Source organism: Sphingomonas sp. YR710 (assembly GCF_900101455.1).
Lineage (GTDB): Bacteria > Pseudomonadota > Alphaproteobacteria > Sphingomonadales > Sphingomonadaceae > Rhizorhabdus.
Genome location: NZ_FMZJ01000004.1, coordinates 186811 through 212662 on the forward strand (window position 1 = coordinate 186811; position 25852 = coordinate 212662).

The 25852-nt window shown below is 62.7% G+C and carries 29 protein-coding genes; 17 read left to right on the forward strand and 12 right to left on the reverse strand.

The window, feature by feature from the left end:
* The first annotated feature begins 169 nt into the window (after window positions 1-169).
* The 6 genes from BLS13_RS06925 to BLS13_RS06950 are packed head-to-tail and all read left to right on the forward strand — an operon-like array spanning window position 170 to window position 5131.
* Window positions 170-724 (forward strand): F0F1 ATP synthase subunit delta, encoded by a 555-nt coding sequence (locus tag BLS13_RS06925; protein ID WP_037527611.1) that lies wholly within the window; start codon window positions 170-172, stop codon window positions 722-724.
* A gap of 2 nt (window positions 725-726) precedes the next feature.
* Window positions 727-2256: a F0F1 ATP synthase subunit alpha gene (atpA, locus tag BLS13_RS06930; protein ID WP_093450888.1), complete on the forward strand. Its 1530-nt coding sequence runs from the start codon at window positions 727-729 to the stop codon at window positions 2254-2256.
* 54 nt (window positions 2257-2310) lie between these two features.
* Window positions 2311-3195 (forward strand): F0F1 ATP synthase subunit gamma, encoded by an 885-nt coding sequence (locus BLS13_RS06935; protein WP_093450890.1) that lies wholly within the window; start codon window positions 2311-2313, stop codon window positions 3193-3195.
* 27 nt (window positions 3196-3222) lie between these two features.
* The gene (atpD, locus tag BLS13_RS06940; RefSeq protein ID WP_037527606.1) at window positions 3223-4677 is read left to right on the forward strand and encodes a F0F1 ATP synthase subunit beta; all 1455 of its coding nucleotides are present in this window, start codon (window positions 3223-3225) and stop codon (window positions 4675-4677) included.
* The gene (locus BLS13_RS06945) at window positions 4677-4865 is read left to right on the forward strand and encodes a glutathione S-transferase (protein WP_093450892.1); all 189 of its coding nucleotides are present in this window, start codon (window positions 4677-4679) and stop codon (window positions 4863-4865) included. Before atpD ends, BLS13_RS06945 begins: the two co-directional genes overlap by 1 nt.
* A gap of 2 nt (window positions 4866-4867) precedes the next feature.
* The gene (locus tag BLS13_RS06950) at window positions 4868-5131 is read left to right on the forward strand and encodes an ATP synthase F1 subunit epsilon (protein ID WP_037527600.1); all 264 of its coding nucleotides are present in this window, start codon (window positions 4868-4870) and stop codon (window positions 5129-5131) included.
* Between the two features lie 64 nt (window positions 5132-5195).
* On the opposite strand, the gene BLS13_RS06955 is transcribed toward BLS13_RS06950, so the two are convergent.
* A complete protein-coding gene (locus tag BLS13_RS06955) occupies window positions 5196-6125 on the reverse strand; it encodes a DMT family transporter (protein ID WP_093450894.1) in 930 nt (309 codons plus the stop codon).
* A 101-nt stretch (window positions 6126-6226) separates the two neighbouring features.
* On the opposite strand from BLS13_RS06955, the gene BLS13_RS06960 reads away from it, so the two are divergent.
* Window positions 6227-7774, forward strand: coding sequence for a TadA family conjugal transfer-associated ATPase (locus BLS13_RS06960; protein ID WP_176943468.1), 1548 nt, complete (start codon window positions 6227-6229; stop codon window positions 7772-7774).
* A 6-nt stretch (window positions 7775-7780) separates the two neighbouring features.
* On the opposite strand, the gene BLS13_RS20640 is transcribed toward BLS13_RS06960, so the two are convergent.
* A complete protein-coding gene (locus BLS13_RS20640; protein WP_176943469.1) occupies window positions 7781-7948 on the reverse strand; it encodes a hypothetical protein in 168 nt (55 codons plus the stop codon).
* 71 nt (window positions 7949-8019) lie between these two features.
* Complete coding sequence (gene phaR, locus BLS13_RS06970) at window positions 8020-8625, reverse strand: polyhydroxyalkanoate synthesis repressor PhaR (RefSeq protein WP_093450897.1); 606 nt, start codon at window positions 8623-8625, stop codon at window positions 8020-8022.
* Window positions 8626-8719: 94 nt separating this feature from the next.
* Here phaR and BLS13_RS06975 point away from each other — a divergent pair, with 94 nt between their 5' ends.
* On the forward strand, window positions 8720-9712 hold the full coding sequence (locus BLS13_RS06975; RefSeq protein WP_176943470.1) for an alpha/beta fold hydrolase: 993 nt from the start codon (window positions 8720-8722) through the stop codon (window positions 9710-9712).
* Window positions 9713-9792: 80 nt separating this feature from the next.
* Window positions 9793-10965, forward strand: coding sequence for an acetyl-CoA C-acetyltransferase (locus BLS13_RS06980; protein WP_093450899.1), 1173 nt, complete (start codon window positions 9793-9795; stop codon window positions 10963-10965).
* A gap of 138 nt (window positions 10966-11103) precedes the next feature.
* Here BLS13_RS06980 and BLS13_RS06985 read toward each other — a convergent pair whose 3' ends face one another.
* From BLS13_RS06985 to BLS13_RS07005, 5 genes are all read right to left on the reverse strand, one after another.
* A complete protein-coding gene (locus BLS13_RS06985; RefSeq protein WP_093450900.1) occupies window positions 11104-11640 on the reverse strand; it encodes a peroxiredoxin in 537 nt (178 codons plus the stop codon).
* Window positions 11641-11770: 130 nt separating this feature from the next.
* Window positions 11771-12529, reverse strand: a complete 759-nt coding sequence (locus BLS13_RS06990) for an ABC transporter ATP-binding protein (protein ID WP_093450902.1) — start codon at window positions 12527-12529, stop codon at window positions 11771-11773.
* Entirely contained in the window at window positions 12529-13323 is a 795-nt protein-coding gene (locus BLS13_RS06995) for an MlaE family ABC transporter permease (RefSeq protein ID WP_093450903.1), read from the reverse strand. Before BLS13_RS06995 ends, BLS13_RS06990 begins: the two co-directional genes overlap by 1 nt.
* Window positions 13324-14388 carry an alanine racemase gene (alr, locus tag BLS13_RS07000; RefSeq protein WP_093450905.1) on the reverse strand — a complete coding sequence of 355 codons (1065 nt, stop codon included), beginning with the start codon at window positions 14386-14388 and terminating at the stop codon, window positions 13324-13326.
* A 27-nt stretch (window positions 14389-14415) separates the two neighbouring features.
* Window positions 14416-16005 carry an MFS transporter gene (locus BLS13_RS07005; RefSeq protein WP_093450906.1) on the reverse strand — a complete coding sequence of 530 codons (1590 nt, stop codon included), beginning with the start codon at window positions 16003-16005 and terminating at the stop codon, window positions 14416-14418.
* A 206-nt stretch (window positions 16006-16211) separates the two neighbouring features.
* Here BLS13_RS07005 and BLS13_RS07010 point away from each other — a divergent pair, with 206 nt between their 5' ends.
* The gene (locus BLS13_RS07010) at window positions 16212-16679 is read left to right on the forward strand and encodes an Hsp20 family protein (RefSeq protein WP_093451035.1); all 468 of its coding nucleotides are present in this window, start codon (window positions 16212-16214) and stop codon (window positions 16677-16679) included.
* 108 nt (window positions 16680-16787) lie between these two features.
* On the opposite strand, the gene BLS13_RS07015 is transcribed toward BLS13_RS07010, so the two are convergent.
* Window positions 16788-16985 (reverse strand): YdcH family protein, encoded by a 198-nt coding sequence (locus tag BLS13_RS07015; RefSeq protein WP_037527582.1) that lies wholly within the window; start codon window positions 16983-16985, stop codon window positions 16788-16790.
* Window positions 16986-17205: 220 nt separating this feature from the next.
* On the opposite strand from BLS13_RS07015, the gene BLS13_RS07020 reads away from it, so the two are divergent.
* The gene (locus BLS13_RS07020; protein WP_081912084.1) at window positions 17206-17361 is read left to right on the forward strand and encodes a DUF465 domain-containing protein; all 156 of its coding nucleotides are present in this window, start codon (window positions 17206-17208) and stop codon (window positions 17359-17361) included.
* 53 nt (window positions 17362-17414) lie between these two features.
* Here the strand turns inward: BLS13_RS07020 and BLS13_RS07025 are convergent, their stop codons facing one another.
* The 3 genes from BLS13_RS07025 to BLS13_RS07035 all read right to left on the reverse strand — a co-directional run bounded on the left by BLS13_RS07025 (window position 17415) and on the right by BLS13_RS07035 (window position 19175).
* Complete coding sequence (locus BLS13_RS07025) at window positions 17415-17804, reverse strand: PilZ domain-containing protein (RefSeq protein ID WP_093451037.1); 390 nt, start codon at window positions 17802-17804, stop codon at window positions 17415-17417.
* A 121-nt stretch (window positions 17805-17925) separates the two neighbouring features.
* The gene (dksA, locus tag BLS13_RS07030; RefSeq protein WP_093450908.1) at window positions 17926-18393 is read right to left on the reverse strand and encodes an RNA polymerase-binding protein DksA; all 468 of its coding nucleotides are present in this window, start codon (window positions 18391-18393) and stop codon (window positions 17926-17928) included.
* A gap of 233 nt (window positions 18394-18626) precedes the next feature.
* Window positions 18627-19175, reverse strand: a complete 549-nt coding sequence (locus BLS13_RS07035) for a hypothetical protein (protein ID WP_143011898.1) — start codon at window positions 19173-19175, stop codon at window positions 18627-18629.
* Between the two features lie 164 nt (window positions 19176-19339).
* Between BLS13_RS07035 and serS the strand changes: the two genes are divergently transcribed.
* The 6 genes from serS to BLS13_RS07065 all read left to right on the forward strand — a co-directional run bounded on the left by serS (window position 19340) and on the right by BLS13_RS07065 (window position 25851).
* Window positions 19340-20614, forward strand: a complete 1275-nt coding sequence (serS, locus tag BLS13_RS07040; RefSeq protein ID WP_093450911.1) for a serine--tRNA ligase — start codon at window positions 19340-19342, stop codon at window positions 20612-20614.
* A 1-nt stretch (window position 20615) separates the two neighbouring features.
* On the forward strand, window positions 20616-21380 hold the full coding sequence (gene surE, locus BLS13_RS07045) for a 5'/3'-nucleotidase SurE (protein ID WP_093450912.1): 765 nt from the start codon (window positions 20616-20618) through the stop codon (window positions 21378-21380).
* A gap of 63 nt (window positions 21381-21443) precedes the next feature.
* The gene (locus BLS13_RS07050) at window positions 21444-22571 is read left to right on the forward strand and encodes a M23 family metallopeptidase (RefSeq protein WP_093450914.1); all 1128 of its coding nucleotides are present in this window, start codon (window positions 21444-21446) and stop codon (window positions 22569-22571) included.
* 93 nt (window positions 22572-22664) lie between these two features.
* Window positions 22665-23996: a 30S ribosomal protein S12 methylthiotransferase RimO gene (gene rimO / locus BLS13_RS07055; protein WP_093450915.1), complete on the forward strand. Its 1332-nt coding sequence runs from the start codon at window positions 22665-22667 to the stop codon at window positions 23994-23996.
* A 12-nt stretch (window positions 23997-24008) separates the two neighbouring features.
* The gene (locus tag BLS13_RS07060; protein ID WP_093450917.1) at window positions 24009-25397 is read left to right on the forward strand and encodes a leucyl aminopeptidase family protein; all 1389 of its coding nucleotides are present in this window, start codon (window positions 24009-24011) and stop codon (window positions 25395-25397) included.
* Between the two features lie 124 nt (window positions 25398-25521).
* On the forward strand, window positions 25522-25851 hold the full coding sequence (locus BLS13_RS07065; protein ID WP_256325746.1) for a MarR family winged helix-turn-helix transcriptional regulator: 330 nt from the start codon (window positions 25522-25524) through the stop codon (window positions 25849-25851).
* Window position 25852 lies beyond the last annotated feature (1 nt).

A 25852-nucleotide genomic window follows, 5' to 3' on the forward strand; every position in this document is an offset into this window, starting at 1 on the left:
TCGTTCCGGGATTAAAGAATATCGGTGCGACTATAGACCGAAATTCCTGTCTCCATCTGCCTTGCATCATCGGACCTCCCCTGCTAACCGGCCCGCAACCCAAGCGGGGACGTCTCTGACGCCCCCTTTTTCGCTTGGGGGTTAAATCCATTTGGGGGATCGAGCGCGCGTGGAGACTTCCGGCGGTATTCAGGCTAGCCTCAGCGGCCGTTATGCGACGGCGCTGTTCGGCTTGGCCCGTGACGAAAAGGCGATCGAAGCCGTTTCGTCGAGCCTTGCGACCTTGAAACAGGCCCTGGTCGAATCGGACGACTTTCGCCGCATGACGACCAGCCCGCTGGTCGGCCGCGACGAGGCGAAAAAGACGGTGGCGCTGATCGCGCCAATGCTCGATCTTGATCCGATCACCACCAAATTCCTCGGCGTCCTCGCCCAGAATGGCCGTCTGTTCCAGATCGGCGCGATCATCCGCGCCTTCTCGGCACTTGCGGCGCAATATCGCGGTGAAGTCACCGCGAGCGTCACCTCCGCCCATCCCTTGAGCGCCGACCAGATCGATGCGCTGAAGGCAAAACTCAAAACCCAGCTTGGCCGGGAGGTCGCAGTCGATCTCAATGTCGATCCCGCGATCCTCGGAGGGCTGATTGTCAAGGTCGGCAGCCGTCAGATCGATGGCTCCATCCGCTCCAAACTGAACTCCCTCGCGATTGCGATGAAAGGCTGAACATGGATATCCGCGCCGCAGAAATCTCCAAGGTCATCCGCGACCAGATCGCCAGCTTCGGCACCGAAGCGCAAGTCTCCGAAGTGGGCCAGGTGCTCAGCGTCGGCGACGGTATCGCCCGCATCCACGGCCTCGACAATGTCCAGGCCGGTGAGATGGTCGAATTCTCGAACGGCATCAAGGGCATGGCCCTGAACCTCGAAGCCGACAATGTCGGCGTCGTGATCTTCGGATCGGACAGCCAGATCAAGGAAGGCGACGTCGTCAAGCGCACCGGCACGATCGTCGACGTGCCGATCGGCAAGGAACTGCTCGGCCGCGTGGTCGATGGTCTCGGCAACCCGATCGATGGCAAGGGCCCGATCCTGACGACGCAGCGCAGCCGCGTCGAGGTCAAGGCGCCCGGCATCATCCCACGCAAATCGGTCCATGAGCCAGTGCAGACCGGCCTCAAGGCGCTCGACGCGCTCGTTCCCGTCGGCCGCGGCCAGCGCGAACTGATCATCGGCGATCGCCAGACCGGCAAGTCCGCCGTCGCGATCGACACCTTCATCAACCAGAAGAAGGCGAATGCCGGCACCGACGAGAGCAAGAAGCTCTATTGTGTCTATGTCGCGATCGGCCAGAAGCGCTCGACCGTCGCGCAGCTCGTGCGCACGCTCGAAGAAAATGGCGCGATGGAATATTCGATCGTCGTCGCCGCGACCGCTTCGGATCCCGCCCCGCTTCAGTATCTCGCGCCCTATACCGGCGTGACGATGGGCGAATATTTCCGCGACAACGGCATGCACGCCCTGATCGTTTATGACGATCTTTCGAAGCAGGCGGTCGCCTATCGCCAGATGTCGCTGCTGCTGCGCCGCCCGCCGGGCCGCGAAGCCTATCCCGGCGACGTCTTCTATCTCCATTCGCGCCTGCTCGAGCGCGCTGCCAAGCTCAACGATGCCAATGGCAATGGCTCGCTGACCGCGCTGCCGATCATCGAAACCCAGGCCGGCGACGTGTCGGCCTATATTCCGACCAACGTGATCTCGATCACCGACGGTCAGATCTTCCTCGAAACCGATCTCTTCTATCAGGGCGTCCGCCCGGCGATCAACGTCGGTCTTTCGGTGTCGCGCGTCGGCTCCGCCGCGCAGACCAAGGCGATGAAGAAGGTCGCCGGCTCGATCAAGCTCGAGCTCGCCCAGTATCGCGAAATGGCCGCGTTCGCGCAGTTCGGTTCGGATCTGGACGCCTCGACGCAGAAGCTCCTCAACCGCGGTGCGCGCCTGACCGAGCTCCTGAAGCAGAAGCAGTTCGCGCCGCTGCCGTTCGAAGAGCAGGTCGCATCGATCTTCGCCGGCGTGAACGGCTATCTCGATACCATCCCCACCAAGGACGTGAACCGCTTCGAAGAAACCTTCCTGTCCGATCTGCGCGCCAACAATGGCGACATCCTGAAGGCGATCCGCGACTCCAAGGACCTGTCCGCAGAAAGCACGCAGGCGCTGAAGGATGTGCTCGCAGCCTTCGTGAAAACCTTCGCGTAACAGGGGGATCGTCATCCCGCCCCTTTCGGGGCGGATGACTGACAAGGGAAACCGATGGCGAGTTTGAAAGCCCTCAAGGTCCGCATCACCTCGGTGAAGTCGACCCAGAAGATCACCAAGGCGATGAAGATGGTCGCCGCGGCGAAGCTGCGCCGTGCGCAGGCCGCGGCCGAAGCCGGCCGGCCTTATGCCGAACGGCTGACCGCGGTGATGTCCAGCCTGGCATCCAAGGTTACGGTCGGACCGCAGTCGCCGAAGCTGATCGCCGGCACCGGTAAGGATCAGGTCCACCTCCTCGTCGTTGCGACGTCGGAGCGCGGCCTGGCCGGTGCGTTCAATACGAACATTGTCCGTGCCGCACGCAAGACCGCCGATGAGCTGATCGCGCAGGGCAAGACGGTGAAGTTCTACCTGATCGGCAAGAAGGGCCGCGCGGTCATCTCGCGACTGTTCCCCGGCAAGATCATCCATCAGGTCGATCAGTCGCACATCAAGAATGTCGGCTTTCACGATGCGCATGAGGTTTCGAACGAGCTGATCGCGCGTTACGAAGCGGGCGAGTTCGACGTTGCCCATCTCTTCTTCTCGCATTTCCACTCGGCGCTCGTGCAGGAGCCGAAGGAGATCCAGATCATCCCGGTGCCGCTGAACGCCGCACCGGCAGCACAGAGCAATGTCGCTTCGGCTGCCGTCGAATATGAACCCGACGAGGAGTCGATCCTGGCGGCTTTGCTGCCGCGCAACGTGGCGGTGCAGCTGTTCCGTGCGATGCTGGAAAATGCGGCGTCCGAACAGGGCAGCCGCATGACCGCGATGGATAATGCGACCCGCAACGCCGGTGAAATGATCAACAAGCTGACGGTGCTCTATAATCGCACCCGTCAGGCCGCGATTACGACCGAACTCATTGAAATCATCGCTGGCGCCGAAGCGCTTTAACGAACACAGGCAGGCAAGGAAGAAACCATGGCTACCGCCCCCACCACCAACAGTGTCGGCCGCATCTCGCAGGTCATCGGCGCCGTCGTCGACGTCAGCTTCGATGGCGAACTGCCGGCGATTTTGAACGCGCTCGAAACGAGCAACAACGGCAACCGCCTCGTTCTCGAAGTCGCTCAGCATCTCGGCGAAAGCACCGTTCGCACGATCGCGATGGACTCGACCGAGGGCCTGACCCGCGGCCAGGAAGTCAAGGACACCGGCTCGCAGATCCGCGTGCCCGTCGGCCCGATGACGCTCGGCCGCATCCTTAACGTGATCGGTGAGCCGATCGACGAGCGTGGCCCGGTCAATGCCGCGACCACCGCGCCGATCCATGCCGACGCGCCGCTCTTCATCGATCAGTCGACCGAGGCCAGCATCCTCGTCACCGGCATCAAGGTGATCGATCTGCTCGCGCCTTATGCGAAGGGCGGCAAGATCGGCCTGTTCGGCGGCGCCGGCGTGGGCAAGACCGTGCTCATCCAGGAACTGATCAACAACATCGCGAAGGGCCATGGCGGCACCTCGGTGTTCGCCGGTGTTGGCGAGCGCACCCGCGAAGGCAATGATCTCTATCACGAGTTCCTCGATGCCGGCGTTATCGCCAAGGATGCCGACGGCAACCCGACCCCCGAAGGTTCGAAGGTCGCTTTGGTGTTCGGCCAGATGAACGAGCCGCCGGGCGCCCGCGCCCGCGTCGCGCTCTCGGGCCTGACGATCGCCGAATATTTCCGCGACGTCGAAGGCCAGGACGTTCTGTTCTTCGTCGACAACATCTTCCGCTTCACCCAGGCGGGTTCGGAAGTGTCGGCTCTGCTCGGCCGCATTCCTTCGGCGGTGGGCTATCAGCCGACCCTGTCGACCGACATGGGCGCGCTGCAGGAGCGCATCACCTCGACGAACAAGGGTTCGATCACCTCGGTGCAGGCGATCTACGTGCCTGCCGACGATTTGACCGATCCGGCGCCGGCCACATCCTTCGCCCACTTGGACGCCACGACCAACCTCAACCGCGCGATTTCGGAGCTGGGCATCTACCCGGCCGTCGATCCGCTCGACTCCACCAGCCGCATGCTCGAGCCGCGCATCGTCGGCCAGGAACATTACGAAACGGCCCGTGCGGTCCAGGAAACGCTGCAGAAGTACAAGTCGCTGCAGGACATCATCGCCATCCTGGGCATGGACGAGCTTTCGGAAGAAGATAAGCTGACTGTGCAGCGCGCGCGCAAGATCCAGAAGTTCCTGAGCCAGCCGTTCCACGTCGCCGAAGTGTTCACCGGCATCCCCGGCAAGTTCGTAGCGATCGAAGACACCGTGAAATCGTTCAAGGCGGTCGTCGACGGCGAATATGATCACCTGCCCGAATCGGCTTTCTACATGGTCGGCGGCATCGACGAAGTCGTTGCCAAGGCAGCGAAACTGGCCGCCGAAGCGGCGTAATGGCTCAAGGCCTGCGCCTCGAGGACGCGGTCAACGAGAACTGCCCCTGGTCGGGAAAACCGATCTCGGAAGACTCGTTGACACTCTATCGAGGCCAGGTCGTCGGCTTCTGTAACAGCGGCTGCCGTGACAAGTTCGAAACCGCGACGCGAACGTTCGATCAGCTCATCGGCAGCAAACAGGATTGACCATGGCAGACCTTCATTTCGAACTCGTCACGCCGGAAAAGCTGCTCCGTTCGGAATCGGCCTATATGGTGGTCGTGCCCGGCACCGAGGGCGATTTCGGCGTGCTCGCTGGACATGCCCCCTTCATGTCGGTCATTCGGACCGGCGAACTTTCGATCTATTCGGGGCCGAATACGGTCGTGTCCCGCATTCATGTCGAAGGCGGTTTCGCCGAAGTGAATGAAAAGGGCCTGACGGTATTGGCCGAGGAAGCCACCGAGCTCTGATCGCCTTCCACCGGTGACGAATCGCCCGGCACGCGCCAGCGTGACCGGGCTTTTTTTTTTCGGCCTATTCGGGTGTGCTTCCACTTTCGCCGACATCCTGCGCGGCGCGGCGGCTGATCCGGAAGAGGATCAACCCGGCGGCGATCACGAGCCCGCTGCCCGCCAGCATCGCCGCATCCGGCCGCGTGCCGAAGGCGGCCCAGCCAATCGCGATCGCCACCAATATCTGCACATAGGTCATCGGCGCTACCGCGGTCGCGGACGCGCGCGTCGTCGCCACGAAGAGCAGAAGATGGCCGATCGTGCCGGTTACCGCCACGCCGGCGCATTTAAGGACGACCAAAGGCGCCGGCCACGCCATGGCGAACCGCGCCGCTCCGCTGAGATGGCCGATGATCGTCACCGGCAGCAGGATCAGGGTCGCGATAAAGGCGATCAGGAACTGGCTCTGCAGGATCGACGTGGCACCGGCCGCGCGCCGATTGAGCATGATCAGCATCGCCATGAACAAAGCCGCCAGCAACGGTAACGCAGCGACCGGGCCGAGACGGACCAGATCAGGGCGCAGGATCACCAACACACCGCCAAAGGCGATGAGGATCAGCAGCGCCCGGCGCCATCCGATCCTCTCGCCAAACAGGACGGCCGATAGCAGCGCAACCCACATCGGCGACGTGAACTGGATCGCCGTGGCATCGGCGAGCGGCATGAAGCCAAGCGTGGTGAAAAAGCAGGTGGTCGCCAACGCGATCGCCGCCCCGCGCCCCACCTGCACCAGCGGCAACGGGCAGCTAAACGCCGTGCGCCTTTCCCTTGCGAGCAATAGCCCGCCCAGCATCGCCGCGCCGATGGCGTAACGCAGCAGCGCGATCGCCGAACCCGGCCACGCACCCGCCATCGATCGCACAAGCGCATCGCCGATCGAGAAGATCGCATAGCCCGCGAGCGCGATCGCCATTGCGACGACCTCGGAACGGCCGGCGGATTGGGTCATCGGGCTCCATCGTCGATGCGTGAGGTTAAGAGCTTGTCAAAGCTTGCGCACTAGACATCCCATAGCGGTGCTGCGGTTCGGGCCGCTACGGGATTTTCAGTATGAGTGCATTCGGCAAGCGTGGATCGATGACCAATGGGGCGCGGCCCGCATTCGGCGTCGCGCGGCCGATGCAGGGTAGTCCCGCCATGGGCGGGCAGCAGTTTCCGCCGATCGATGAGAGCATTTTTTCGGCGGCTGACCCATTTGCCGGCATTCCCTCGCTCGACGAACCGATAACAGAGATCGGCGCGCCGGTGCGTTCGGCCTCGCATGTCGACGCCCTCACCCGCCTTGCCAATCGCGAAGCCGAATCGGGCGAGGCCGGGCGTTCGCGGCACGAGGGCTTCGAGGCCTCGATCCACAAGATCAAGGAACAGGTGCTCCCGCGCCTGCTCGAGCGCGTCGACCCCGAAGCCGCCGCGACCCTGTCGAAGGACGAACTGGCCGAAGAATTTCGCCCGATCATCGGCGAAGTGCTGGCCGAACTGCGGATCACGCTCAACCGGCGCGAACAGTTCGCGCTCGAAAAGGTACTGGTCGACGAACTGCTCGGGCTCGGCCCGCTCGAGGAGTTGCTCGGCGATCCACTCGTCACCGATATCATGGTGAACGGCCCTGATCAGACCTATATCGAACGCAAGGGCAAGCTCGAACTCGCATCGATCACCTTTCGTGACGAGGAGCATCTGTTCCAGATCGCGCAGCGGATCGTGTCCAAGGTCGGCCGCCGCGTCGATCAGACGACGCCGCTGGCCGACGCCCGCCTTGCCGATGGTAGCCGCGTCAACGTGATCGTGCCGCCGCTCTCGCTGCGCGGCACCGCGATCTCGATCCGCAAATTCTCATCCAAGCCGATCACGCTCGACATCATGGCCCGTAGCGGATCGATGAGCGACCGGATGGCGACCTTCCTCAAGATCGCCGGGGCAAGCCGCTTCAACATCGTCATTTCGGGCGGTACCGGCTCGGGCAAGACGACGATGCTCAACGCACTGTCGAAGATGATCGATCCTGGCGAGCGCGTGATCACGATCGAGGATGCCGCCGAACTTCGCCTGCAGCAGCCCCATTGGCTACCGCTCGAAACCCGGCCCGCCAACCTCGAAGGCCAGGGCGCGATCAGCATTCGCGATCTTGTCGTCAACGCGCTGCGCATGCGGCCGGATCGGATCATCCTCGGCGAAATTCGCGGCTCCGAATGTTTCGACATGCTCGCCGCGATGAACACCGGCCATGACGGATCGATGTGCACGCTCCACTCCAACTCGCCGCGCGAGGCATTGGCGCGCATGGAGAATATGGTGATGATGTCGGACATAAAAGTGCCGAAGGAAGCGATCAGCCGCCAGATCGCCGACTCGCTCGATATCATCGTTCAGGTGAAGCGGCTGCGCGACGGATCGCGGCGGGTGACGAGCATTACCGAAGTAATCGGCATGGAAGGCCCCGTGATCATCACCCAGGAATTGTTCAAGTTCGAATTCCACGCCGAAGACAGCGAAGGCAAGATCATCGGTGAATACACGCCCGCCGGCCTGCGCCCTTACACGCTCGAAAAGGCGCGGCAGTTCGGTTTCGATCAACCGCTGCTGGATGCGTGCCTGTAACCGCTATCAGTTTTCGCGCAGCCACAATCCGGCGAAGACAGAAGCCAGCAGCAGGCTGAATATCAAAATCGGGGCCCAGGGCATCAAGCCGACCTGTTCGGCCGATCTTCGCCGGCGGATACGCAGTCTTTCCCCAATCGAGGCGATACCCGCCAGTCCGAGGAAAATGAACATGCCAACCGCGTATGTCGATGGCATTCGCTGTCCCTGAAATATCCCGGCAAACCGAATATCGCGAATCAAGCCTATTTGAGCTTGTCGATCTGTTCCTGCATCGCGGCAAGCTGCGCCTTCAGCGCCTCGACTTCACTGGATGTCTTTGCGGGTTCGGGCGCCGGAGCGGGCTTCGCCCCCATGCCCGGCATACCAGGCATGCCTGGCATTCCCGGTATTACACTGCCCAATGGGCTCGTCTTGAGTGCAGTGGCGGCCGCTTCGAACATCGCCATATTGCGCTTCGCCAGTTCGGCGAAGGGCCCACCGGCAAAGGCACCTTCCATGGCTTCGCGAAACTGCGCCTGATTGCGCCGGAAAGCATCCATCGATGCTTCGAGATATTGCGGGACCATCGATTGCATCGAATCGCCATAAAGTGAGATCAACTGGCGCAGGAAGCTGACGGGCAACATCGTCTGGCCGCGATTCTCCTCCTCCATGATGATCTGCGTCAGGACGTTGTGGGTGATGTCCTCTTCGCTCTTCGCGTCGATCACCTTGAAGTCGCGGCCCTCGCGCGTCATCGTGGCCAGATGATCAAGGGTGATATAACTTGAGGATTCGGTGTTATAGAGACGGCGATTGGCGTATTTCTTGATTATGACCGTACCCGATCCGTCCGAAGATTTCGCCATCTGTCCCCATCCATCCTGCGTTAGTCGCGGCACTATAGCATCAAACTCTTCCGCACCGCAACACAGGCCGCGCCCCCTCCCATTGTTTCTCGATATGCTGCGCAGCGAAACCGCGGACGACCCTGCACGACAAAAGGCCGCATTGGCTGGCCTGAAGGCTTATCAAAAAGCGCTGCGGCCACATCAGCACGTGCGAGGCGAGATCGTCGCCAATGTCGGACGGGCCACATTGCGACGCTATGGCGGGGGCGGGCGCCCGGTGATTTTCGTACCCTCGCTGATCAACGGGCCCGAGGTGCTCGATCTGACGCTGGAAAATTCGATGATGCAATGGCTGGCCGATCAGGGCCTGCAACCACATCTGATAGACTGGGGCACGCCACTGCCCGATGAACATGATCTTTCGATTATTGGCCATGTGGAAACCTATCTGCTGCCGCTCATCGACACAGTGGGCCCGGACGCCGCACTGGCCGGCTATTGCCTGGGCGGCGCGATGGCGATGGCCGCGGCGACGATTCGCCGCCCGTCGGGGCTCATTCTTGTTGCAGCACCATGGGACTATCGCGGATTTTCTTCGCAAACGCGGGAGGGCATACGTCAGCTATGGAATGCTGCGGCGCCGGTTGCGGAATCGATGGGACTGGTGCCCGCCGAACTGCTGCAACAATTGTTCTGGCGGATCGATTCGGCGCGCACCGTCCGCAAATTCGAAGAGTTTGCCACCAAGGATCCCACGAACATCGCCGGGCTCAACTATATCGCCGTGGAGGACTGGGCGAATGGCGGGCCGCCGCTGACCTTTGCCGCAGGACGCGAACTGTTCGAAGATCTGATGATCGGCAATGCCTCCGGTGAAGGCCGCTGGCAGATCGACGGGCGGATCATCGATCCTGCCGCGCTATCGATTCCGATTCTCAACATCCTGTCGACCACAGATCGCATCACTCCAGCTGAATCGGGATGGAATGGCGGCGAACGCATAGAGCTGGCCCAAGGCCATGTGGGCATGGTCGTCGGCTCCCGCGCGCCCGAATCACTCTGGCAGATGCTGTTCGATTGGGTTTCGCAGGTGCGGAATAACTGATAGGGGCGAGCCGAAAATAGGACCGAGCGAATCAGGATTGTCGCCTGCCTCGCTCATGCAACATTGCCGGAGCAAGCCCCATGTCCGATATCGTTATCACTGGCGCCAAACGCACCCCTGTTGGTAGCTTCCTGGGTGCGCTGGGTTCGGTCCCCGCCCATGAACTGGGCCGCACGGCGATTGTCGCGGCGCTGGCCCAGGCAGGGGTTTCGCCGGACGACGTCAATGAAGCAATTCTCGGGCAGGTGCTGACGGCTGGCCAGGGCCAGAATCCCGCCCGCCAGGCCGCGATCGCCGCCGGCATTCCCAAGGAGGCGACTGCCTTCGGCATCAATCAGGTCTGCGGGTCCGGCCTGCGGGCGGTTGCACTGGCGGCACAGGCGATCCGCTGCGGAGACGCCCGCATCGTGGTGGCCGGCGGCCAGGAAAGCATGTCGATGTCGCAGCATGCGCAGAGCCTGCGCGGCGGGACGAAGATGGGCCATGTCTCGCTGGTCGATACGATGGTCTTCGACGGTCTCACCGATGCCTTCAACAGCTATCATATGGGGATCACCGCCGAAAATCTGGCCGAGAAGTATCAGATCACGCGCGCCGATCAGGATAGCTTTGCGGTCGCCAGCCAGAACAAGGCATCGGCGGCGCGCGCCGCGGGTCGGTTCAGGGACGAGATCGCCCCCGTCACCGTCAAAGGTCGCAAGGGCGACATCGTCGTCAGCGATGACGAATATATTCGCGATGGTGCGACGATCGAGGCGATGGCCGGCCTGAAGCCCGCCTTCAAGAAGGACGGCACCGTCACCGCGGCCAATGCGAGCGGCGTCAACGATGGCGGCGCGGCGTTGGTGCTGATGTCGGCTGAGGATGCGGCGGCGCGCGGCACCCCCGTGCTGGGCCGGATCGCCAGTTGGGCGACCTGCGGAGTGGATCCCGCGATCATGGGTATCGGCCCTGCCCCTGCCTCGCGGCTCGCGCTGGAGAAAGCCGGCTGGACCTTGGCCGATCTCGACCTGATCGAGGCCAATGAAGCGTTTGCCGCGCAGGCGCTCGCTGTCGGGAAGGAACTCGGCTGGAACGGCGATATCGTCAACGTCAATGGCGGCGCGATCGCGATCGGCCATCCGATCGGCGCATCGGGCGCCCGCGTCCTCACCACGTTGATCTACGAAATGGCCAAGCGCGATGCGAAGAAGGGCCTCGTCACGCTCTGCATCGGCGGCGGCATGGGCATCGCCATGTGCATCGAACGGTAAAGTAAAACCCTTCCCCGAGATTGCTCGGGGAAGGGGACCATCCGAAGGATGGTGGAGGGGGCAGCGTCAGCGGAGGCTGCGCCACCGCCCCCTCCACCGATCTTCGGGCGGTCCCCCTCCCCGTTCCTGGGAGGAATTTTATTTCGGGTTAGCTTTCAGCCATTCGAGGATCGGCTCGGGCGCGCTGACGCCATAAGGATCCTCGTCGGCGCCTTCGTCGTTGATGCCGGGCTCTTCGAACCAGGCGACGATCTTGCCGTCATCGACGACCATCGAATAGCGCCAGCTGCGTTCGCCAAAGCCCAGATGATCTTTGTTGATCAGCATGCCCATGCGCCGGGTGAAAGCGCCCGATCCGTCGGGGAGCATCTTGATCTTGGTAATGCCCAGATTCTTCGCCCACTGGAACATCACGAACGCGTCGTTGACCGACAGGCAATAGACTTCGTCGGCACCGGCCGCCTTCAGATCCTCGTAGAGGCGCTCATAGGCCGGGCACTGCTCGGTCGAACAGGTCGGCGTAAACGCGCCCGGGAGTGAGAAGACGACGCTGCGCTTGCCCGCGAACAGCTCGCCGGTATGCACATCCTGCCAGCGGAAAGGGTTGGGTCCGGCGACGGTTTCGTCCCGCACACGGGTCTTCAGGGTCACATTCGGTACGGTACGTCCCAGCATAATCTCAGCTCCTCGTTGATCGATGGACACGGTATGCCGGATGCGCTGTGATCGATCCAATGAGAAAGAAAACTCTCAGTGATCGATCCAAGCGATTTCAAAACCGGTGAATCATCGGCTGATTCGAAAATCACCGGATCGGTCCGTCGGCGCGGCCCTGAACGAACTGATCGACATAAGGGTTGCCTGAATCATAAAGCCGATCGCGCGGTCCGCGCCAGATGATCTTACCCTGATAGAGCATCGCCACCCGGTGCGCGATCTTGCGGGCCGATGCCATGTCATGCGTGATCGTCAGCGCGGTCACGCCCAGATCCTCGACCAGTTCGACGATCAGATCGTTGATCACGTCGGCGCGGATGGGATCGAGTCCAGTGGTCGGTTCGTCGAAAAAGATGATTTCGGGCCGCGGCGCGATAGCGCGCGCCAGCGCGACGCGCTTCTGCATGCCCCCCGAAAGTTCGTTGGGACGCAGGTTCAGCACTTTGGCATCAAGCCCGACCCGCTCGAGATTTTCCTCGGCGATCTTGCGCATCTTCGCCTGATCGCGCGATCGCCCCTGCGTCAAGGCGAATGTCACGTTGCGCCAGATCGGCAGCGAATCGAACAGGGCGCTTCCCTGGAAAAGCATGCCGAACTTGGCCCGAACCCGTTCGAATTCGCGCGCCGACAGATCGGTGATATTCTCGCCGTCAACCTTGATCGCCCCCCGGCCGGGCCTGATCAAGCCGAGAATGCATTTGAGCATCACCGATTTGCCGCTGCCAGACTGGCCGATGATCGCCATCGATTCACCGCGCTCGATCTCGAGATTGACGCCGTCCAGCACGGCGTTCGTTCCGAACGCCTTGGCTACATCTTCAAGGACGATCTTGTGCTGCGTCACCATCAACCAAACGCCATCAAGGTGATGATCATGTTCGACAGCAGGATCATGATGAAGGCAGAGACCACCGCGTCAGTGGTCGCGCGGCCGACGCCCGCCGCCCCGCCCTGCGTGTTGAAGCCATGGTAGCAACCCATCAGCGCAATGAAGAAACCGAAGAACGCTGATTTCACCAACGCCATTTGCAGATCGGTCTCGGTCAGGAACTTGCGGCTGGTGGCCAGATAACCGATCGCGTTGAAGTGAAGCTTGTAGACTGCGACGAAATAGCCGCCGAAAATGCCGATCGCATTGGCGATGAGCACCAGCAAAGGCACCGCGATCAACGCCGCCAGCAGGCGCGGTGCGATGAGGTAGCGATAGGGATCGGTGCGCAGAGTGCTGAGCGCATCAAGCTGTTCGGTTACGCGCATCGTGCCGAGTTCGGCGGCCATTGCCGACGATACCCGCCCGGCGACCATCAGGCCGACCAGCACCGGGCCCAGTTCGCGGACCATGCCGAGCACAACGATCGCCGGCACGGTAGAGGTCGCATTGAAGCGCGAGCCGGCGGTAAAGGTCTGCTGGGCCAGCGCAGCCCCGCTGAAGATTGCCGTCATGCCCACGACAGGCAGCGAGAACCAGCCGATCTGCATCAGTTGCTCGAAGAAACGCGCCGGATAATATGGCGGGCGCACCGCGCGGGAAATCGTCGTCCAAGCGAATATGCCGACACGGCCGATAGCGGCCATTGCTGCGACCAGCACGCGCCCGATCGGAGCGAAGATAGCGATAAATGCCTTCAGAACCACGGTCACCTACTCAGTCCAGTGGCGCTGATAGCGGGTGCCGAGCCCGGTCAGCAACTCATATTGCGACAGGCCCGATCGAATGGCCGCTTCGGGCAACCGATAATCGACCTCGAGCCAGTCGCCTTCGCCGATATCTGCCGCCCCTATATCGACGGCAATCAGATCCATCGAGACGCGCCCCGCCAGCGCGAAACGGTCCGAACCCGCGCGCGCCGAGCCCCTGCCCGCAAATCCGCGCAGATAGCCATCGGCATAGCCAAGATTGAGGATCGCAGCGCGCGTCGAGGCTTGGGCAGTGAAGGTCGCGCCGTAGCCGATCGTTTGCCCCGCCTCGACCGATCGAACCTGAAGCACCTCGGCCTCGATCCGCACGACCTGCCGGATCCGCCCCGCCGCCGCCGGCCCCGGCTCCCCGCCGTAAAGCCCGAGCCCTGGCCGGGTGAGATCGAAAGCGAAATCGGTGCCCAGACAGATTCCCGCCGAATTAGCCAGGCTGTAGCGTCGCGCCGGTACCTGTGCAGCAACCTGTGCGAAAGCGTTGCGCTGGACAAGGTTCATCGGGCTTTCCGGCGTATCGGCGCAGGCGAGATGGCTCATCAGCGTATCGATTGCCAGCCCGTCCAGCAGCCCCGAAACGGCTTCTGCCGGCGTCAGGCCGAGCCGGTTCATGCCGGTATCGATCATGACGTCGCACGGCCGAGCCGGCGCGGCAGCCTTCCAGCGCGCCACCATTCCGGCGCTGTTCAAGGTCGGGCGGGCATGGGATGCCACCGCTGTCGCCATGTCGGCGGGCCGCACGCCGTGCAGCACCGACAAGCTCGCCCCGTCGCCGGGATGGCCGAGTGCCACCGCTTCGGCCCAGGTCGCCACGAAGAAGTCGCGGCAGCCAGCGCGGTGGAGGCGCCGCACGACATTGCCTGCGCCGATCCCGTAACCATCGGCCTTGACCGCGGCACCACAAGCAGCGCCTCCGCCCCGATCGTGCAGCCAGCGCCAATTGTCGACAAGCGCGGCCCCATCGAGAATCAGGCGCAGCGGAGCTTCGACGGGAGGAAATGTGGGTTGGGTCACAGCAGCGCGATAGCCGCGCTTGACCGTCTAATCCAGTTCCTTACCCGAAGTTTCGGGGAGGCCCACCAGCGTCACCACCAAAGCGAGCGCGACGACGCCGATCGTGTACCACAGGCCCGCGAACGGATCGCCGGTCTTGGCGACCATGAACTGGCTAATGAATGGCAGAAATCCGCCGAAATAGCCGGTGCCGATATGGTAGGGAACCGACATCGAGGTATAGCGCGCGCGCGCGGGGAACAACTCGACGAGCAAGGCGGCAACCGGGCCGTAGGTCATGCCCGACAGGAAGCCGATGGCGACGATCGCCAACACGATTTTCAGGGCGCTACCAAGTGACGGCGTGATCTTCGCCAGATCATAGCCAGCAGCCTTCAGGCCGGCGTCAAGCGCCGCGGCGTTGCTGCTGTCGACGACCTTGCCGCCGATCTCGACGATCGGTGCAGCACCGGGCTCGCCGGCGATCTTGCTATAGGCCACACCTTTCTTCGACAAGGCATCGAGAACCCGGCCGCACGCCGTCACCTGCCCCTTGGTCGCGAACGGATCATAGCTGCAGTCGCTGCCCGTAACGACGACAGGTGCGCGCACCATCGCATCGGCCAGCCCCGGATTGGCGGCCTGCGCCATCAGATGGAACAGCGGAAACAGCAGAATGATCGTCAGCGCATAGCCGATCACGATCGGCTTCTTGCGGCCGACCTTGTCCGACAGCCAGCCGAACAGCACGAACCAGAACAGGCTGCAAACCGCCCCCGCGCCCACGATCAGCCGCGCCGGCGTATCCTCGATCCGTAGCGCGTTCTGGAGGAAATAGAGCGCCTGAAACTGCGCCGTGTACCAGATCACAGTGAGGCCGGCCGCGATCCCAAACAAGGCGACGAGCAGCAGGCGGATCTTCGCCCAGCTGCCGAAACTCTCCTTCAGCGGGTTCTTCGCGGTCTCGCCGGCGTCCTTCATCGCCTTGAAGACCGGGCTTTCCTTGAGCTTGAGCCGCACCCACAGCGATATAGCGAGCAACAATAGCGAAAACAGGAACGGGATGCGCCAGCCCCACGCCTTGAACGCCGCCTCGTCGACGAACAGGTTCGATACCAGTACAACCATCAGGCTGAGCAGGAACCCGCCGATCACGCCGGCCTGAATGAAGCTGGTATAATATCCGCGGCGGTGGCGCGGCGCATGTTCGGCGACATAGATCGCCGCCCCGCCATATTCGCCGCCGAGCGCGAGCCCCTGCAGCACGCGGCAGGCGACCAGCAGAATAGGTGCCGCGACGCCGATACTCTCATAGGTCGGCAGCGCGCCGACCGCCGCTGTCGCAACGCCCATCATCGCGATGGTGACAAGGAACGTATATTTACGGCCCAGCTTGTCGCCGAGCACACCGAACAATAGCGCGCCAAGCGGCCGCATCCCGAAGCCGACGCCAAAGCTGGCGAGGAAGATCAGGAAGCTGACGGCCGGATTGTCCGACGGAAAGAAATGGCCCGCGACGATATTGGCGAGCGTCCCATAGACGAAGAAATCATACCATTCGAAGACGGTGCCGAGCGTCGATGCGAAGATCACGAGCCGATCGCGTTTCGGATCGATCACTGCCTGTACCACCGCCATGCCCGCCCCCAAGATTGTTGCCGCCCCAGCGATTATGGCACCGGCCGCCGCGACACAAGGGCGGTGCGGCGAGCCCCTTGAAGCCGAAAACGACCTTCCTATCTGATGCTTCGTCGATGCGTCGCCAATCGGGGCGGATCGGCGGGTCCGACGGCAAGGCCGTGGGCCACATGGTCAAAATCGCTTCCTACAAGGAGTTTGAACCTATGCGTGCAGTTGATTTCTCCCCCCTCCTCCGGTCCTCGATCGGATTCGAAAATCTCAACCGGCTCGTCGATTTCGCGACCCGCGGCGAGGCCGACGCCTATCCCCCCTATAATATCGAGAAAACCGGCGGCGACAGCTACCGGATCCAGATGGCGCTGGCCGGTTTCAGCCGCGAGGAAATCGAGGTTACCGTGCAGGACAATGTGCTGGTGATCGTCGGCCGTGCCGCCGAAGCCGAAGCGGGCGCAGAGCCGCAGTTCATCCATCGCGGCATCGCCAAGCGCGCGTTCGAACGCCGTTTCCAGCTGGCCGACACCATCAAGGTGACGAAGGCCGGATATGAAAATGGCCTGCTCAACGTCGAACTGGTCCGCGAAATTCCGGAGCACAAGAAGCCCCGGCGCATCGCGATCGACGGCGAGGAGCGCGCGCCGCTGATCGATCTTTCGGCCGCCAAAGCCGCTTGAACGAAGAAGGGCGATTCCAGCTTTCGCTGGAATGACGGGTGGGTTTGATCCTCACCGGTATCGCACGGCAGAAGCCGGGCCCTTCGGGGTCCGGCTTTTTGCTTGGTGTCAGGCAATGATATCCGGAATCAACAGATCCTCCAGCAAGGCGATCTCATCCTTGAGCCGGAGCTTGCGCTTTTTGAGTCGGGCAACCTGCATCTGATCGATCGCCGGCGCACCCAGCAACGCTTCGGTCGCCATATCAAGATCGCGATGTTCCTGGCGAAGCAGTTCAATCCGTCGCGCAATCACTTCGCTATCCAACGAGCGTCTCCTGGAACCTGCTATGGTCTATTCCCTACGGGAAAAAACCTACTGCGCTCAAGCCCGTAGAAACTGCATGATGGATGGTCCGAAAAATGGTTGCCGGGCTGTCACGGCGAATCGTGTTGAGGACGGGCTTAACCTCGCTTTTGAACGAGACAGCAACGCCGAATCGTGATCTACTCTTCTCCCCAGTCGGAGATGAAAGGAGACATCCTGTATGGTGAATGCTCATTCTTCCGCAATGCTCGCCAAGCATGCCGGTATCGAAGCTCGCATCACGGCGGAATCCCGACGACCAGCACCAGATGATGTGCTGATCAACCAGCTGAAGAAACAGAAGCTCAAGTTGAAAGAAGCCCTAGCCCGAATTTAATCGGACGCGACTCGACTGTCGGCAACGCTCAGGGATTGAGGATCGACCGATCCTCAATCCAGGCTTTGCAGACCCGGCCGACGCATATTCTTCTCAATCTGTCGCAACTCGCGCGGCGTTGCTGTTATTTGCGGCACGCGTGCAAGCTTGGGGTCTATCGGCGCCGTAAAGGTAATACCCATTCGATTCTGGCGAACCCACACAACTTCGCCGGAAACCTTTCCGACACCGCGAAACTCCACCTCGACGAGGCAGCCGGTATCATATTCGACTTGGGAATCGGCCATCAACCCCGTCGGCGACAGATTGCGGATGCGAATCGGCTGACGCTGCCGGGCCACATCCCCGCAGCCCTCGATCGTTCCCATGAGCAGCATGCTATCGCGGGGGCGCCGGCGCTTGCCTGGATCCTTTGGTAGCGTCTCGCGCGCATCTTCGATCATCATTGTCCCCAATCGGCGATCGAACGGGGCAATCCCGACGTCGATCAATCCAGGGCGGCAATTGATCAGAAAATGCTGGAAAATCGGTTAAGGCGCAATCTTGGAGAAAAGCCCGACAGGACTATTCCTCGCGCGACACCTTTTCGTTACGCTCGTGGCGCTCCTGCGCCTCCACGGTCATCGTCGCGATTGGCCGGGCTTCGAGCCGCCCCAGCGAAATCGGTTCGCCCGTCACTTCGCAATAGCCATATTCGCCTTCTTCGATACGGCGAAGCGCGGCGTCGATCTTCGAAATCAGCTTGCGCTGGCGATCGCGGGTACGAAGCTCGATCGACCAGTCGGTTTCGCTCGATGCGCGATCGGTCAGGTCAGGCTCACGCAGCGAATCGACCTGCAATTGCTGGAGCGTTCCCGCAGACTCCCGAAGGATCGACTCTTTCCAATCGAGCAACTTGTTTTTGAAATAGGTTAATTGCCGATCGTTCATGAAGGGCTCGTCCGCAGAGGGACGATAATCATCCGAAGAGACCGTGGTCGTCACATTTGCCCGATCATTATTGTCGAATACGCCACTCAGCGACGATGCCATCCCAATCTCCGCCTCTAACGACATCGGGTGCCTCGCAACTGGCTGTGCCCAATCGTCGCCCGTCGCGGCTATAACCAGCCGCCGGAGCCTATACAAGCGCAGAACGTGTCGTTTGCGACTATCTCGCGCAATCAACTTTCTCACCGAAATGTCATGAAATTCAGCCTGTATCCGTAACAATCCAGTCGTTACGGATACAGGCTTTTAAGCCTTGCTATTCAGCAACCAGGGTTTCAGCTGGGGCCACTCGCTTTTGCCGCGGCCTCGAGCTGGGCAAGCGTCATACCGATCATCAACCCGTTAGGCCCCTTGGCGAAAGCCGTCTTGGGAAGGCGGAATTTGCTCGACGATGCGGCAACAACCGCCGTGCTGGCATCGACAGCCTCGATCTTGCCGACAGCCCCGCCGTTCGAATCGGTCACATCCGCACCGGGCTTGAGCAGCGCGGCCACTTCGCTGGCGTTGCCCTGCGCCGCATTCTTGGCCGCAGCTTCCAGCTCGGTTTTCGTCATCGCGATGACCAACCCCTTATCGGACTGCGCGAAGGATGAGGTCGGCATGCTGGCCTTGACGACGCCGGTATCCACCACCGCCAAATTTCCGGTGACCGATGCAACCGTCCCGACCATGCCGCCCTTTGTATCCATCACGGCCGCGCCCGCTGTCACATTGGCTGCTGGGGCCGTAGTTGCGGCCGGCGCGGCCGCGTCTTGCGCCATCAGCGGACTCGCCAAAGGGGTGGCGACGAGCGCGCCGACGATAAGGCCAAAATGTAATTTCACGGTCAACTCCTTGATGATTGCCCGAAAGGGACCATCGGAGTCGCCATCCGGTTCCCTCGAAACGAGGCCCCCGCGACGGAGGGTGGCAGAGTTGCGGTCAACCGGCGAACCGCGGCACCGCCAAGAATGTTGCACCGCCGCCGCCATCGCTTCATAGGCGGCACATGCATGATATCCGGATGATCCGCGAAAACCCGAAGGCCTTCGATGCGGCGCTCGCCCGCCGCAATGTGGCCGGCTGTGCCGACGCTTTGCTCGCTCTGGACGAACGTCGCCGCGCCGTTGCCACCGAATTGCAGACCGCGCAAACGCGCCGCAACGACGCCTCGAAGGCGATCGGTCAGGCCAAGGCGAAGCGCGACGAGGAAACCGCCGCCAGCCTGATGGCGGAAGTCGCCGCGATCAAGGAACGCATGCCCGCGCTCGAATCGGACGAAGCCGCGATCGTCGCTGAACTTGACGCGATGTTGGCCGCGATCCCGAACCTGCCGGCCAACGACGTGCCGGCCGGCACCGACGAGGCCGGCAATGTCGAGGTGACCCGCTGGGGCACGCCGCCGACGTTCGACTTCGCAGCAAGGGAGCATCCCGATTTCGCGCCTGCGCTGGGGCTCGATTTCGAAAGCGCCGTCGCGATTTCCGGCGCGCGCTTCGCCGTGCTGAAGGGCGGCATGGCGCGGCTGAACCGGGCGCTCGGCGCGTTCATGCTCGACCGTCAGGCCGCGCGCGGCTTCACCGAGATGATGCCGCCTTTGCTCGTCCGCGACGAAGCGGTGTTCGGCACCGGACAGTTGCCGAAATTCGCCGAAGATCTGTTCCGCACGACCGACGGCCGCTGGCTGATCCCCACCGCCGAAGTCAGCCTGACCAACATGGTGCGCGAGAAGATCCTGGCCGAGGCTGAGCTCCCGCTGCGGATGACGGCGCTCACCCCCTGCTTCCGCTCCGAGGCCGGCGCGGCGGGGCGCGACACGCGCGGACTGATTCGCCAGCATCAGTTCGACAAGGTCGAGCTGGTCGCGATCGCCTCGCCCGAGCAATCGGATGCCGTCCATGCCGAAATGCTGGCGGCGGCGGAGGCGATTCTCGAAGAGCTGGGCCTGCCCTATCGCCGGATGCTGCTGTGCACCGGCGACATGGGCTTCACCGCCCGCAAGACTTTCGATCTCGAAGTCTGGCTGCCGGGGCAGCAGCGCTATCGCGAGATCAGCAGCATTTCGAACTGCGGCGACTTCCAGGCGCGGCGCATGAATGCGCGTTACCGCCCCGCCGGCGAAGCGAAGGGCACGCGGTTCGTCCATACGCTCAACGGATCGGGGCTCGCGGTCGGGCGGACATTGGTGGCGGTGCTCGAAAATTATCAGCGGGCCGACGGATCGGTGCAGATCCCCGATGCGCTGATCCCCTATATGGGCGGCATCACCGAACTGCGCCCCTGATATGCGCATCCTGCTCAGCAATGACGACGGCATCCATGCGCCCGGCCTCGCCGTGCTGGAGACGATCGCCCGCGCCTTTTCCGACGACATCACGATCGTCGCACCGATCGAGGAGCAGTCGGGCGCCGGCCGTTCGCTGACGCTGACAAGGCCGATCCGCCTCCACGCCTTTGGCGAGAAGAAATTCGCGGTAACCGGCACGCCGACTGATGCGGTGATGATGGCGCTGGCGCATGTCATGAAGGACAATCCGCCGGACCTGATCCTGTCCGGCGTCAATCGCGGCGCGAATCTGGCCGAGGATGTCACCTATTCGGGTACCGTGGCGGCGGCGATGGAAGGGGCGATGGCCGGAATCCGCTCGGTCGCCATGAGCCAGGTCTATCGACGCGAAGGCGCCGGCAACGACGTGCCTTTCGATGTCGCGGAACAATGGGGCGAGCGGGTGCTGCGGCCCCTGATCGATGCGCCCTGGGCACCGCGGACCGTGATGAACATCAACTTCCCCGCGATCGCGACGGATCAGGTACGGGGCATCCGCGTGGCCGAGCAGGGCCTGCGTGATTATGCCGCCGCCCGGCTCGATCGGCGGACCGATCTGCGCGGCTTCGATTATTACTGGCTGAACCTCGGCAGAGCGCCCCAGACCCCGGGGCATCGCACCGATCTCGAAGCCAGCGCGGATGGTTATGTGACGGTCACACCCCTGCATTGCAACCTGACCCATCAACCATCGATGGCAGGGCTCGACAAGATCTATCGTTAGGCATTGGCCGCAAGAACGGCCAAACGCACTGGCATGATCTGCGGGGGCTGCTAACAGTCGCTCATGCCGCGCGTCTTTCCGCATTCGCTCCTCCTGCTGCCATCGCTGCTGTTGGTCGTCGCCTGCATTCCGGCGCAGCCAAAGGTCGAAGCGAGGCCCGTCGTCACGGCCGCCGTCCCTTCGTCCAACCGCAACACAGCGCTGTTCGCCAATCAGTCACCGATCGATAGCGCCCCGGTTTCGCCACCGACCCCACCACTTTCCGCAATCGCCCCCGCAAAAACCGAGCCACCCGCCTGGCAGATCCGAAAGGTCGAACCATCCGCGGTCGATGTCCCCGCTTCGATCTATGTCGTGAAAGCGGGCGACTCTCTTCGGCGCATTTCCGAAAGGACCGGCGCCGGCTCCGAGGCGATCGCGCGCGCCAATGCGATCGCGACACCTTTCAAGATCGTCATCGGCCAGAAGCTCAAAATCCCAGCCGGCCGCTACCATCGCGTCGGCAAGGGCGAGACCGGCATCGCGATCTCCCGCGCTTATGGCGTCGAATGGCAGCGAATCGCCGCCCTCAACGAACTCACTGAACCCTATGTGTTGCGCGAGGGGCAAAGGCTGCTGGTGCCGAGCAAGGTCGAGGTCGCGACGATGACTCACTCGCAACGCGAAGCCGCATTTCGGCTGGATATCGAGGATCTGATCACCGGCAGCGAGCCGGCGCTCGCCACCAAGGCAAAGCCGGCCCCGCCCACAGTCAGCCCCGCGCGCATCCTGCCGCCGACGACTCCGGTCGCTGAACCCACGGAATTTGCTGGCCGCTTCGACTGGCCAGTGCGCGGCCCGATCCTGCGCGGCTTCGGCAAATACGCTGGGGGTCAGCAGAATGACGGTGTCAATATCGGCGTCCAGCGCGGCAGCACGATCGCCGCGGCCGCGGACGGCGTCGTGGCCTATGTGGGATCGGAGATTCCGGCTTATGGCACGCTGGTGCTGGTACGGCATGGCGACGGCTGGATCAGCGCTTATGGCTATGCCGACAGCCTGGCCGTCACGCGCGGCCAGAAGGTCAAGCGCGGCCAGATGATCGCGCGCAGCGGCGCCAATCCCTATACCGGCGAACCGCAACTCCACTTCGAGATCCGCAACGGCCGCAAGCCGGTCAATCCGCTGAGCTATCTGCCAAGCCGGAGCTGAGGATAGCCTCCCCTCCCTGCAGGGAGGGGAGTTTCATTGCCGCAAACACGCCCCTCGATTTTCGCGCCGAAAAGGATTATGGCGCCCGCTCCCATGGCAATCACACTCCCCTCCCCGCCGAAAGTCGGCATGGTTTCGCTCGGCTGTCCGAAAAACCTGGTCGACAGCGAACGCATCCTCACCAAGCTGCGGTCGGACGGCTATGGCCTGTCGCAAGACTATGCGGGTGCGGACATCGTGCTCGTCAACACCTGCGGCTTTCTCGACAGCGCCAAAGAGGAAAGCCTCGAGGCGATCGGCGAGGCTATCGCGGAGAACGGCCGCGTGATCGTCACCGGCTGCATGGGCGACGAGGCCGACAAGATCCGCGCCCGCTTCCCCAATGTGCTCGCGATCACCGGCGCGCATCAATATGAAGCGGTCGTCGGCGCGGTGCACGAGGCGGCGCCCGTGCCGCCCTCACCGTATGTCGATCTGGTGCCCGAAGCGGGGCTCAAGCTTACGCCGCGCCATTACAGCTATCTGAAGATCTCGGAAGGCTGCAATCATCGCTGCTCCTTCTGCATCATCCCCTCGATCCGCGGCGATCTTGTCAGCCGCCGGCCCGATGCGATCCTACGCGAAGCCGAGAAACTGATCGCCGCCGGCACGAAGGAATTGCTGGTCATCAGCCAGGATACCTCAGCCTATGGGGTCGATACGCGCCACGAAACCAAGCCGTGGAAGGGCGGCGAGGTCCGCGCGCACATGACCGATCTCGCCCGCGAACTGGGCAAGCTCGGCGCCTGGGTGCGGCTCCATTATGTCTATCCCTATCCGCACGTCGATCAGGTGATCCCGCTGATGGCCGACGGGCTGGTGCTGCCTTATCTCGACATTCCCTTTCAGCATGCCGCGCCCAAGGTGCTCAAGGCGATGAAGCGGCCCGCCAATGAGGCGAAGGTGCTCGATCGCCTGAAATCCTGGCGGAAGATCTGCCCCGATATCGCGGTGCGATCCTCGTTCGTCGTCGGATTTCCCGGCGAAACCGAGCAGGATTTCCAATATCTGCTCGACTGGCTCGACGAAGCCCAGCTCGATCGGGTCGGCGCGTTCCGGTTCGAACCCGTGCAAGGTGCCGCGGCCAATGCGCTTGAAAATCACGTCCCCGAAGAGGTGAAGGAAGAACGCTACGCCCGCATCATGGAGCGGACCGCGGCAATCTCGGCGGCCAAGCTGCAGGCGAAGATCGGCCGCACGCTCGACGTCATCATCGACGTCGTCGACGACGAAGGTGGAGCCAGCGGGCGATCGAAGGCCGACGCGCCCGAAATCGACGGCGAGGTCCATCTGCGCGATGCCGAAGGGCTGCAGCCGGGCGACATTATCACGGTCGAAATCGAGGATGCCGACGATCATGATCTGTTCGGCGTCCAGCGCGCCTGATAAGGCCGGCCGATGACCGATTTTGCTGCCCTGCTCCAGGCCGATCGCGGCCAGCCCGCCCATCCGATCACCCCTTTGCCGGCATCCGACTATGACGGATGGTTCAGCCAGCAGCCGGCGCAAGTCCGCACGCTCGCCGTGGCTGCTCGTTTTGCCGCAAAACCCGGCGAACTGCTGATCATACCCGGCCGCAAGGATGGCGAGTGGTCGGCCATCATCGGCGCGGCGATCGAACCCGGCCCATGGTCGCTGGCGGCCATCGCCGCACGCCTGCCCCAGGGGACATATCGGGTCGGCGACGGCGCGCCGGGTGCAGCCACATTGGGCTGGCTGCTCACGCACCATCGCTTCGATCGCTATCTCGCCAAAGCCGACCCAATCCCGCAGCGTGTCCTGCTCACCAGTGAGGTTGCGCGGATCGACGAGCAGATCGCGCTTGCCGAGGCGGTCGCGCTGGTACGCGATCTCGTCGATACGCCCGCCGCCGACATGGGGCCCGCCGAACTCGCCAACGCCGCCGAGGCTGTAGCGAAGCGCCATGGGGCAAACCTGCGGATCACCACCGGCGACGAACTGGCGCAGGGCTATCCGATGATCGCCGCTGTCGGGCGGGCGGCAGCCCGCACCCACGCCCCCCGGCTGATCGAGATCGAATGGGGCGACCCGCGCCACCCGCGCATCGCGATCGTCGGTAAGGGCGTCTGCTTCGACTCGGGCGGCCTCGATCTGAAGCCACCATCGGCGATGCTGCTGATGAAGAAGGACATGGGCGGTGCGGCGCATGCGCTGGCGCTGGCGTCGCTGGTGATGCGGGCGAAGCTGCCCTGCCGGATGCACCTCCTGATTCCGGCGGTCGAAAACGCCGTTGCCGGCAATGCCTTCCGGCCGGGAGATGTCTTGCAGAGCCGGAAGGGCATCACCGTCGAGATCGGCAATACCGATGCCGAGGGCCGGCTGGTGCTGGGAGATGCGCTGACGCGGGCGGGCGAGGATGCGCCGTCGCTGATCGTCGACTTCGCGACGCTCACCGGCGCCGCACGGACCGCGCTGGGGCCCGATCTGCCCGCGATGTTCAGCAATGACGATGTGCTGGCCGATCAGTTGCTGTCGGCATCGCGCGACATCAGCGATCCGCTGTGGCGCATGCCGCTCTGGTCCGACTATGCCGACATGCTCAAATCGACAGTGGCCGATATCAACAATTCCGGCGAAGGCGGCATGGCCGGAGCCACCACCGCCGCCTTGTTCCTGCAGAAATTCGTGCCCGATGGCACGCCGTGGCTTCACCTCGACACGTACGCCTGGCGGCCTTCGCCGAAGCCCGGACGCCCGAAAGGCGGCGACGCGCTGGGCCTGCGCGCCGTCCATGAACTGCTCCGACGTCGGCTCGCCGCAGAATAAGGGAAAAACATCGCTCGCACCTCAAAAAAAGTGATGCGGGCATGAAACGAAATCACCTGGCGCGTGTTTGTGGACGGGAGGTTGCATCCTCCCAACCGTTCACAGAAGGCGAAAGGGCCCGCTTATGATTGACAATGCGTTGCCCCAATGGATGCGAGCACTGGTTTCCTATGTGCGTTCGGGGCAGCCGGACCTCACCAACCGGCAAATGGCGCTGATGCTGATCACCTATATCACGCCCGGTCCGCATACCGTGCGGGGCTTGGCCAATCAGCTGAACGTTTCAAAGCCGGTCATCACGCGCGCCTTGAACACTTTGGGTTCGCTCGGCTATCTGCGCCGCGAACGTGATGATAATGATCGACGCAATATCTTCGTCGCCAAGACGGACAAAGGGGCAGAATTTCTGAATGTCTTTGGAAAGTCCATCGATCTGCAGCAGGACCGAGGCTGAA

What these genes read in the sequence shown, in the direction of transcription:
- atpA (WP_093450888.1), top strand. Translation starts at nt 727, where the DNA reads ATGGATATCCGCGCCGCAGAAATCTCCAAGGTCATCCGCGACCAGATC.
- BLS13_RS06935 (WP_093450890.1), top strand. Translation starts at nt 2,311, where the DNA reads ATGGCGAGTTTGAAAGCCCTCAAGGTCCGCATCACCTCGGTGAAGTCG.
- atpD (WP_037527606.1), top strand. Translation starts at nt 3,223, where the DNA reads ATGGCTACCGCCCCCACCACCAACAGTGTCGGCCGCATCTCGCAGGTC.
- BLS13_RS06945 (WP_093450892.1), top strand. Translation starts at nt 4,677, where the DNA reads ATGGCTCAAGGCCTGCGCCTCGAGGACGCGGTCAACGAGAACTGCCCC.
- BLS13_RS06950 (WP_037527600.1), top strand. Translation starts at nt 4,868, where the DNA reads ATGGCAGACCTTCATTTCGAACTCGTCACGCCGGAAAAGCTGCTCCGT.
- BLS13_RS06955 (WP_093450894.1), bottom strand. Translation starts at nt 6,125, where the DNA reads ATGACCCAATCCGCCGGCCGTTCCGAGGTCGTCGCAATGGCGATCGCG.
- BLS13_RS06960 (WP_176943468.1), top strand. Translation starts at nt 6,227, where the DNA reads ATGAGTGCATTCGGCAAGCGTGGATCGATGACCAATGGGGCGCGGCCC.
- BLS13_RS20640 (WP_176943469.1), bottom strand. Translation starts at nt 7,948, where the DNA reads ATGTTCATTTTCCTCGGACTGGCGGGTATCGCCTCGATTGGGGAAAGA.
- phaR (WP_093450897.1), bottom strand. Translation starts at nt 8,625, where the DNA reads ATGGCGAAATCTTCGGACGGATCGGGTACGGTCATAATCAAGAAATAC.
- BLS13_RS06975 (WP_176943470.1), top strand. Translation starts at nt 8,720, where the DNA reads ATGCTGCGCAGCGAAACCGCGGACGACCCTGCACGACAAAAGGCCGCA.
- BLS13_RS06980 (WP_093450899.1), top strand. Translation starts at nt 9,793, where the DNA reads ATGTCCGATATCGTTATCACTGGCGCCAAACGCACCCCTGTTGGTAGC.
- BLS13_RS06985 (WP_093450900.1), bottom strand. Translation starts at nt 11,640, where the DNA reads ATGCTGGGACGTACCGTACCGAATGTGACCCTGAAGACCCGTGTGCGG.
- BLS13_RS06990 (WP_093450902.1), bottom strand. Translation starts at nt 12,529, where the DNA reads ATGGTGACGCAGCACAAGATCGTCCTTGAAGATGTAGCCAAGGCGTTC.
- BLS13_RS07005 (WP_093450906.1), bottom strand. Translation starts at nt 16,005, where the DNA reads ATGGCGGTGGTACAGGCAGTGATCGATCCGAAACGCGATCGGCTCGTG.
- BLS13_RS07010 (WP_093451035.1), top strand. Translation starts at nt 16,212, where the DNA reads ATGCGTGCAGTTGATTTCTCCCCCCTCCTCCGGTCCTCGATCGGATTC.
- BLS13_RS07020 (WP_081912084.1), top strand. Translation starts at nt 17,206, where the DNA reads ATGGTGAATGCTCATTCTTCCGCAATGCTCGCCAAGCATGCCGGTATC.
- BLS13_RS07025 (WP_093451037.1), bottom strand. Translation starts at nt 17,804, where the DNA reads ATGATCGAAGATGCGCGCGAGACGCTACCAAAGGATCCAGGCAAGCGC.
- dksA (WP_093450908.1), bottom strand. Translation starts at nt 18,393, where the DNA reads ATGGCATCGTCGCTGAGTGGCGTATTCGACAATAATGATCGGGCAAAT.
- serS (WP_093450911.1), top strand. Translation starts at nt 19,340, where the DNA reads ATGCATGATATCCGGATGATCCGCGAAAACCCGAAGGCCTTCGATGCG.
- surE (WP_093450912.1), top strand. Translation starts at nt 20,616, where the DNA reads ATGCGCATCCTGCTCAGCAATGACGACGGCATCCATGCGCCCGGCCTC.
- BLS13_RS07050 (WP_093450914.1), top strand. Translation starts at nt 21,444, where the DNA reads ATGCCGCGCGTCTTTCCGCATTCGCTCCTCCTGCTGCCATCGCTGCTG.
- rimO (WP_093450915.1), top strand. Translation starts at nt 22,665, where the DNA reads ATGGCAATCACACTCCCCTCCCCGCCGAAAGTCGGCATGGTTTCGCTC.
- BLS13_RS07060 (WP_093450917.1), top strand. Translation starts at nt 24,009, where the DNA reads ATGACCGATTTTGCTGCCCTGCTCCAGGCCGATCGCGGCCAGCCCGCC.
- BLS13_RS07065 (WP_256325746.1), top strand. Translation starts at nt 25,522, where the DNA reads ATGATTGACAATGCGTTGCCCCAATGGATGCGAGCACTGGTTTCCTAT.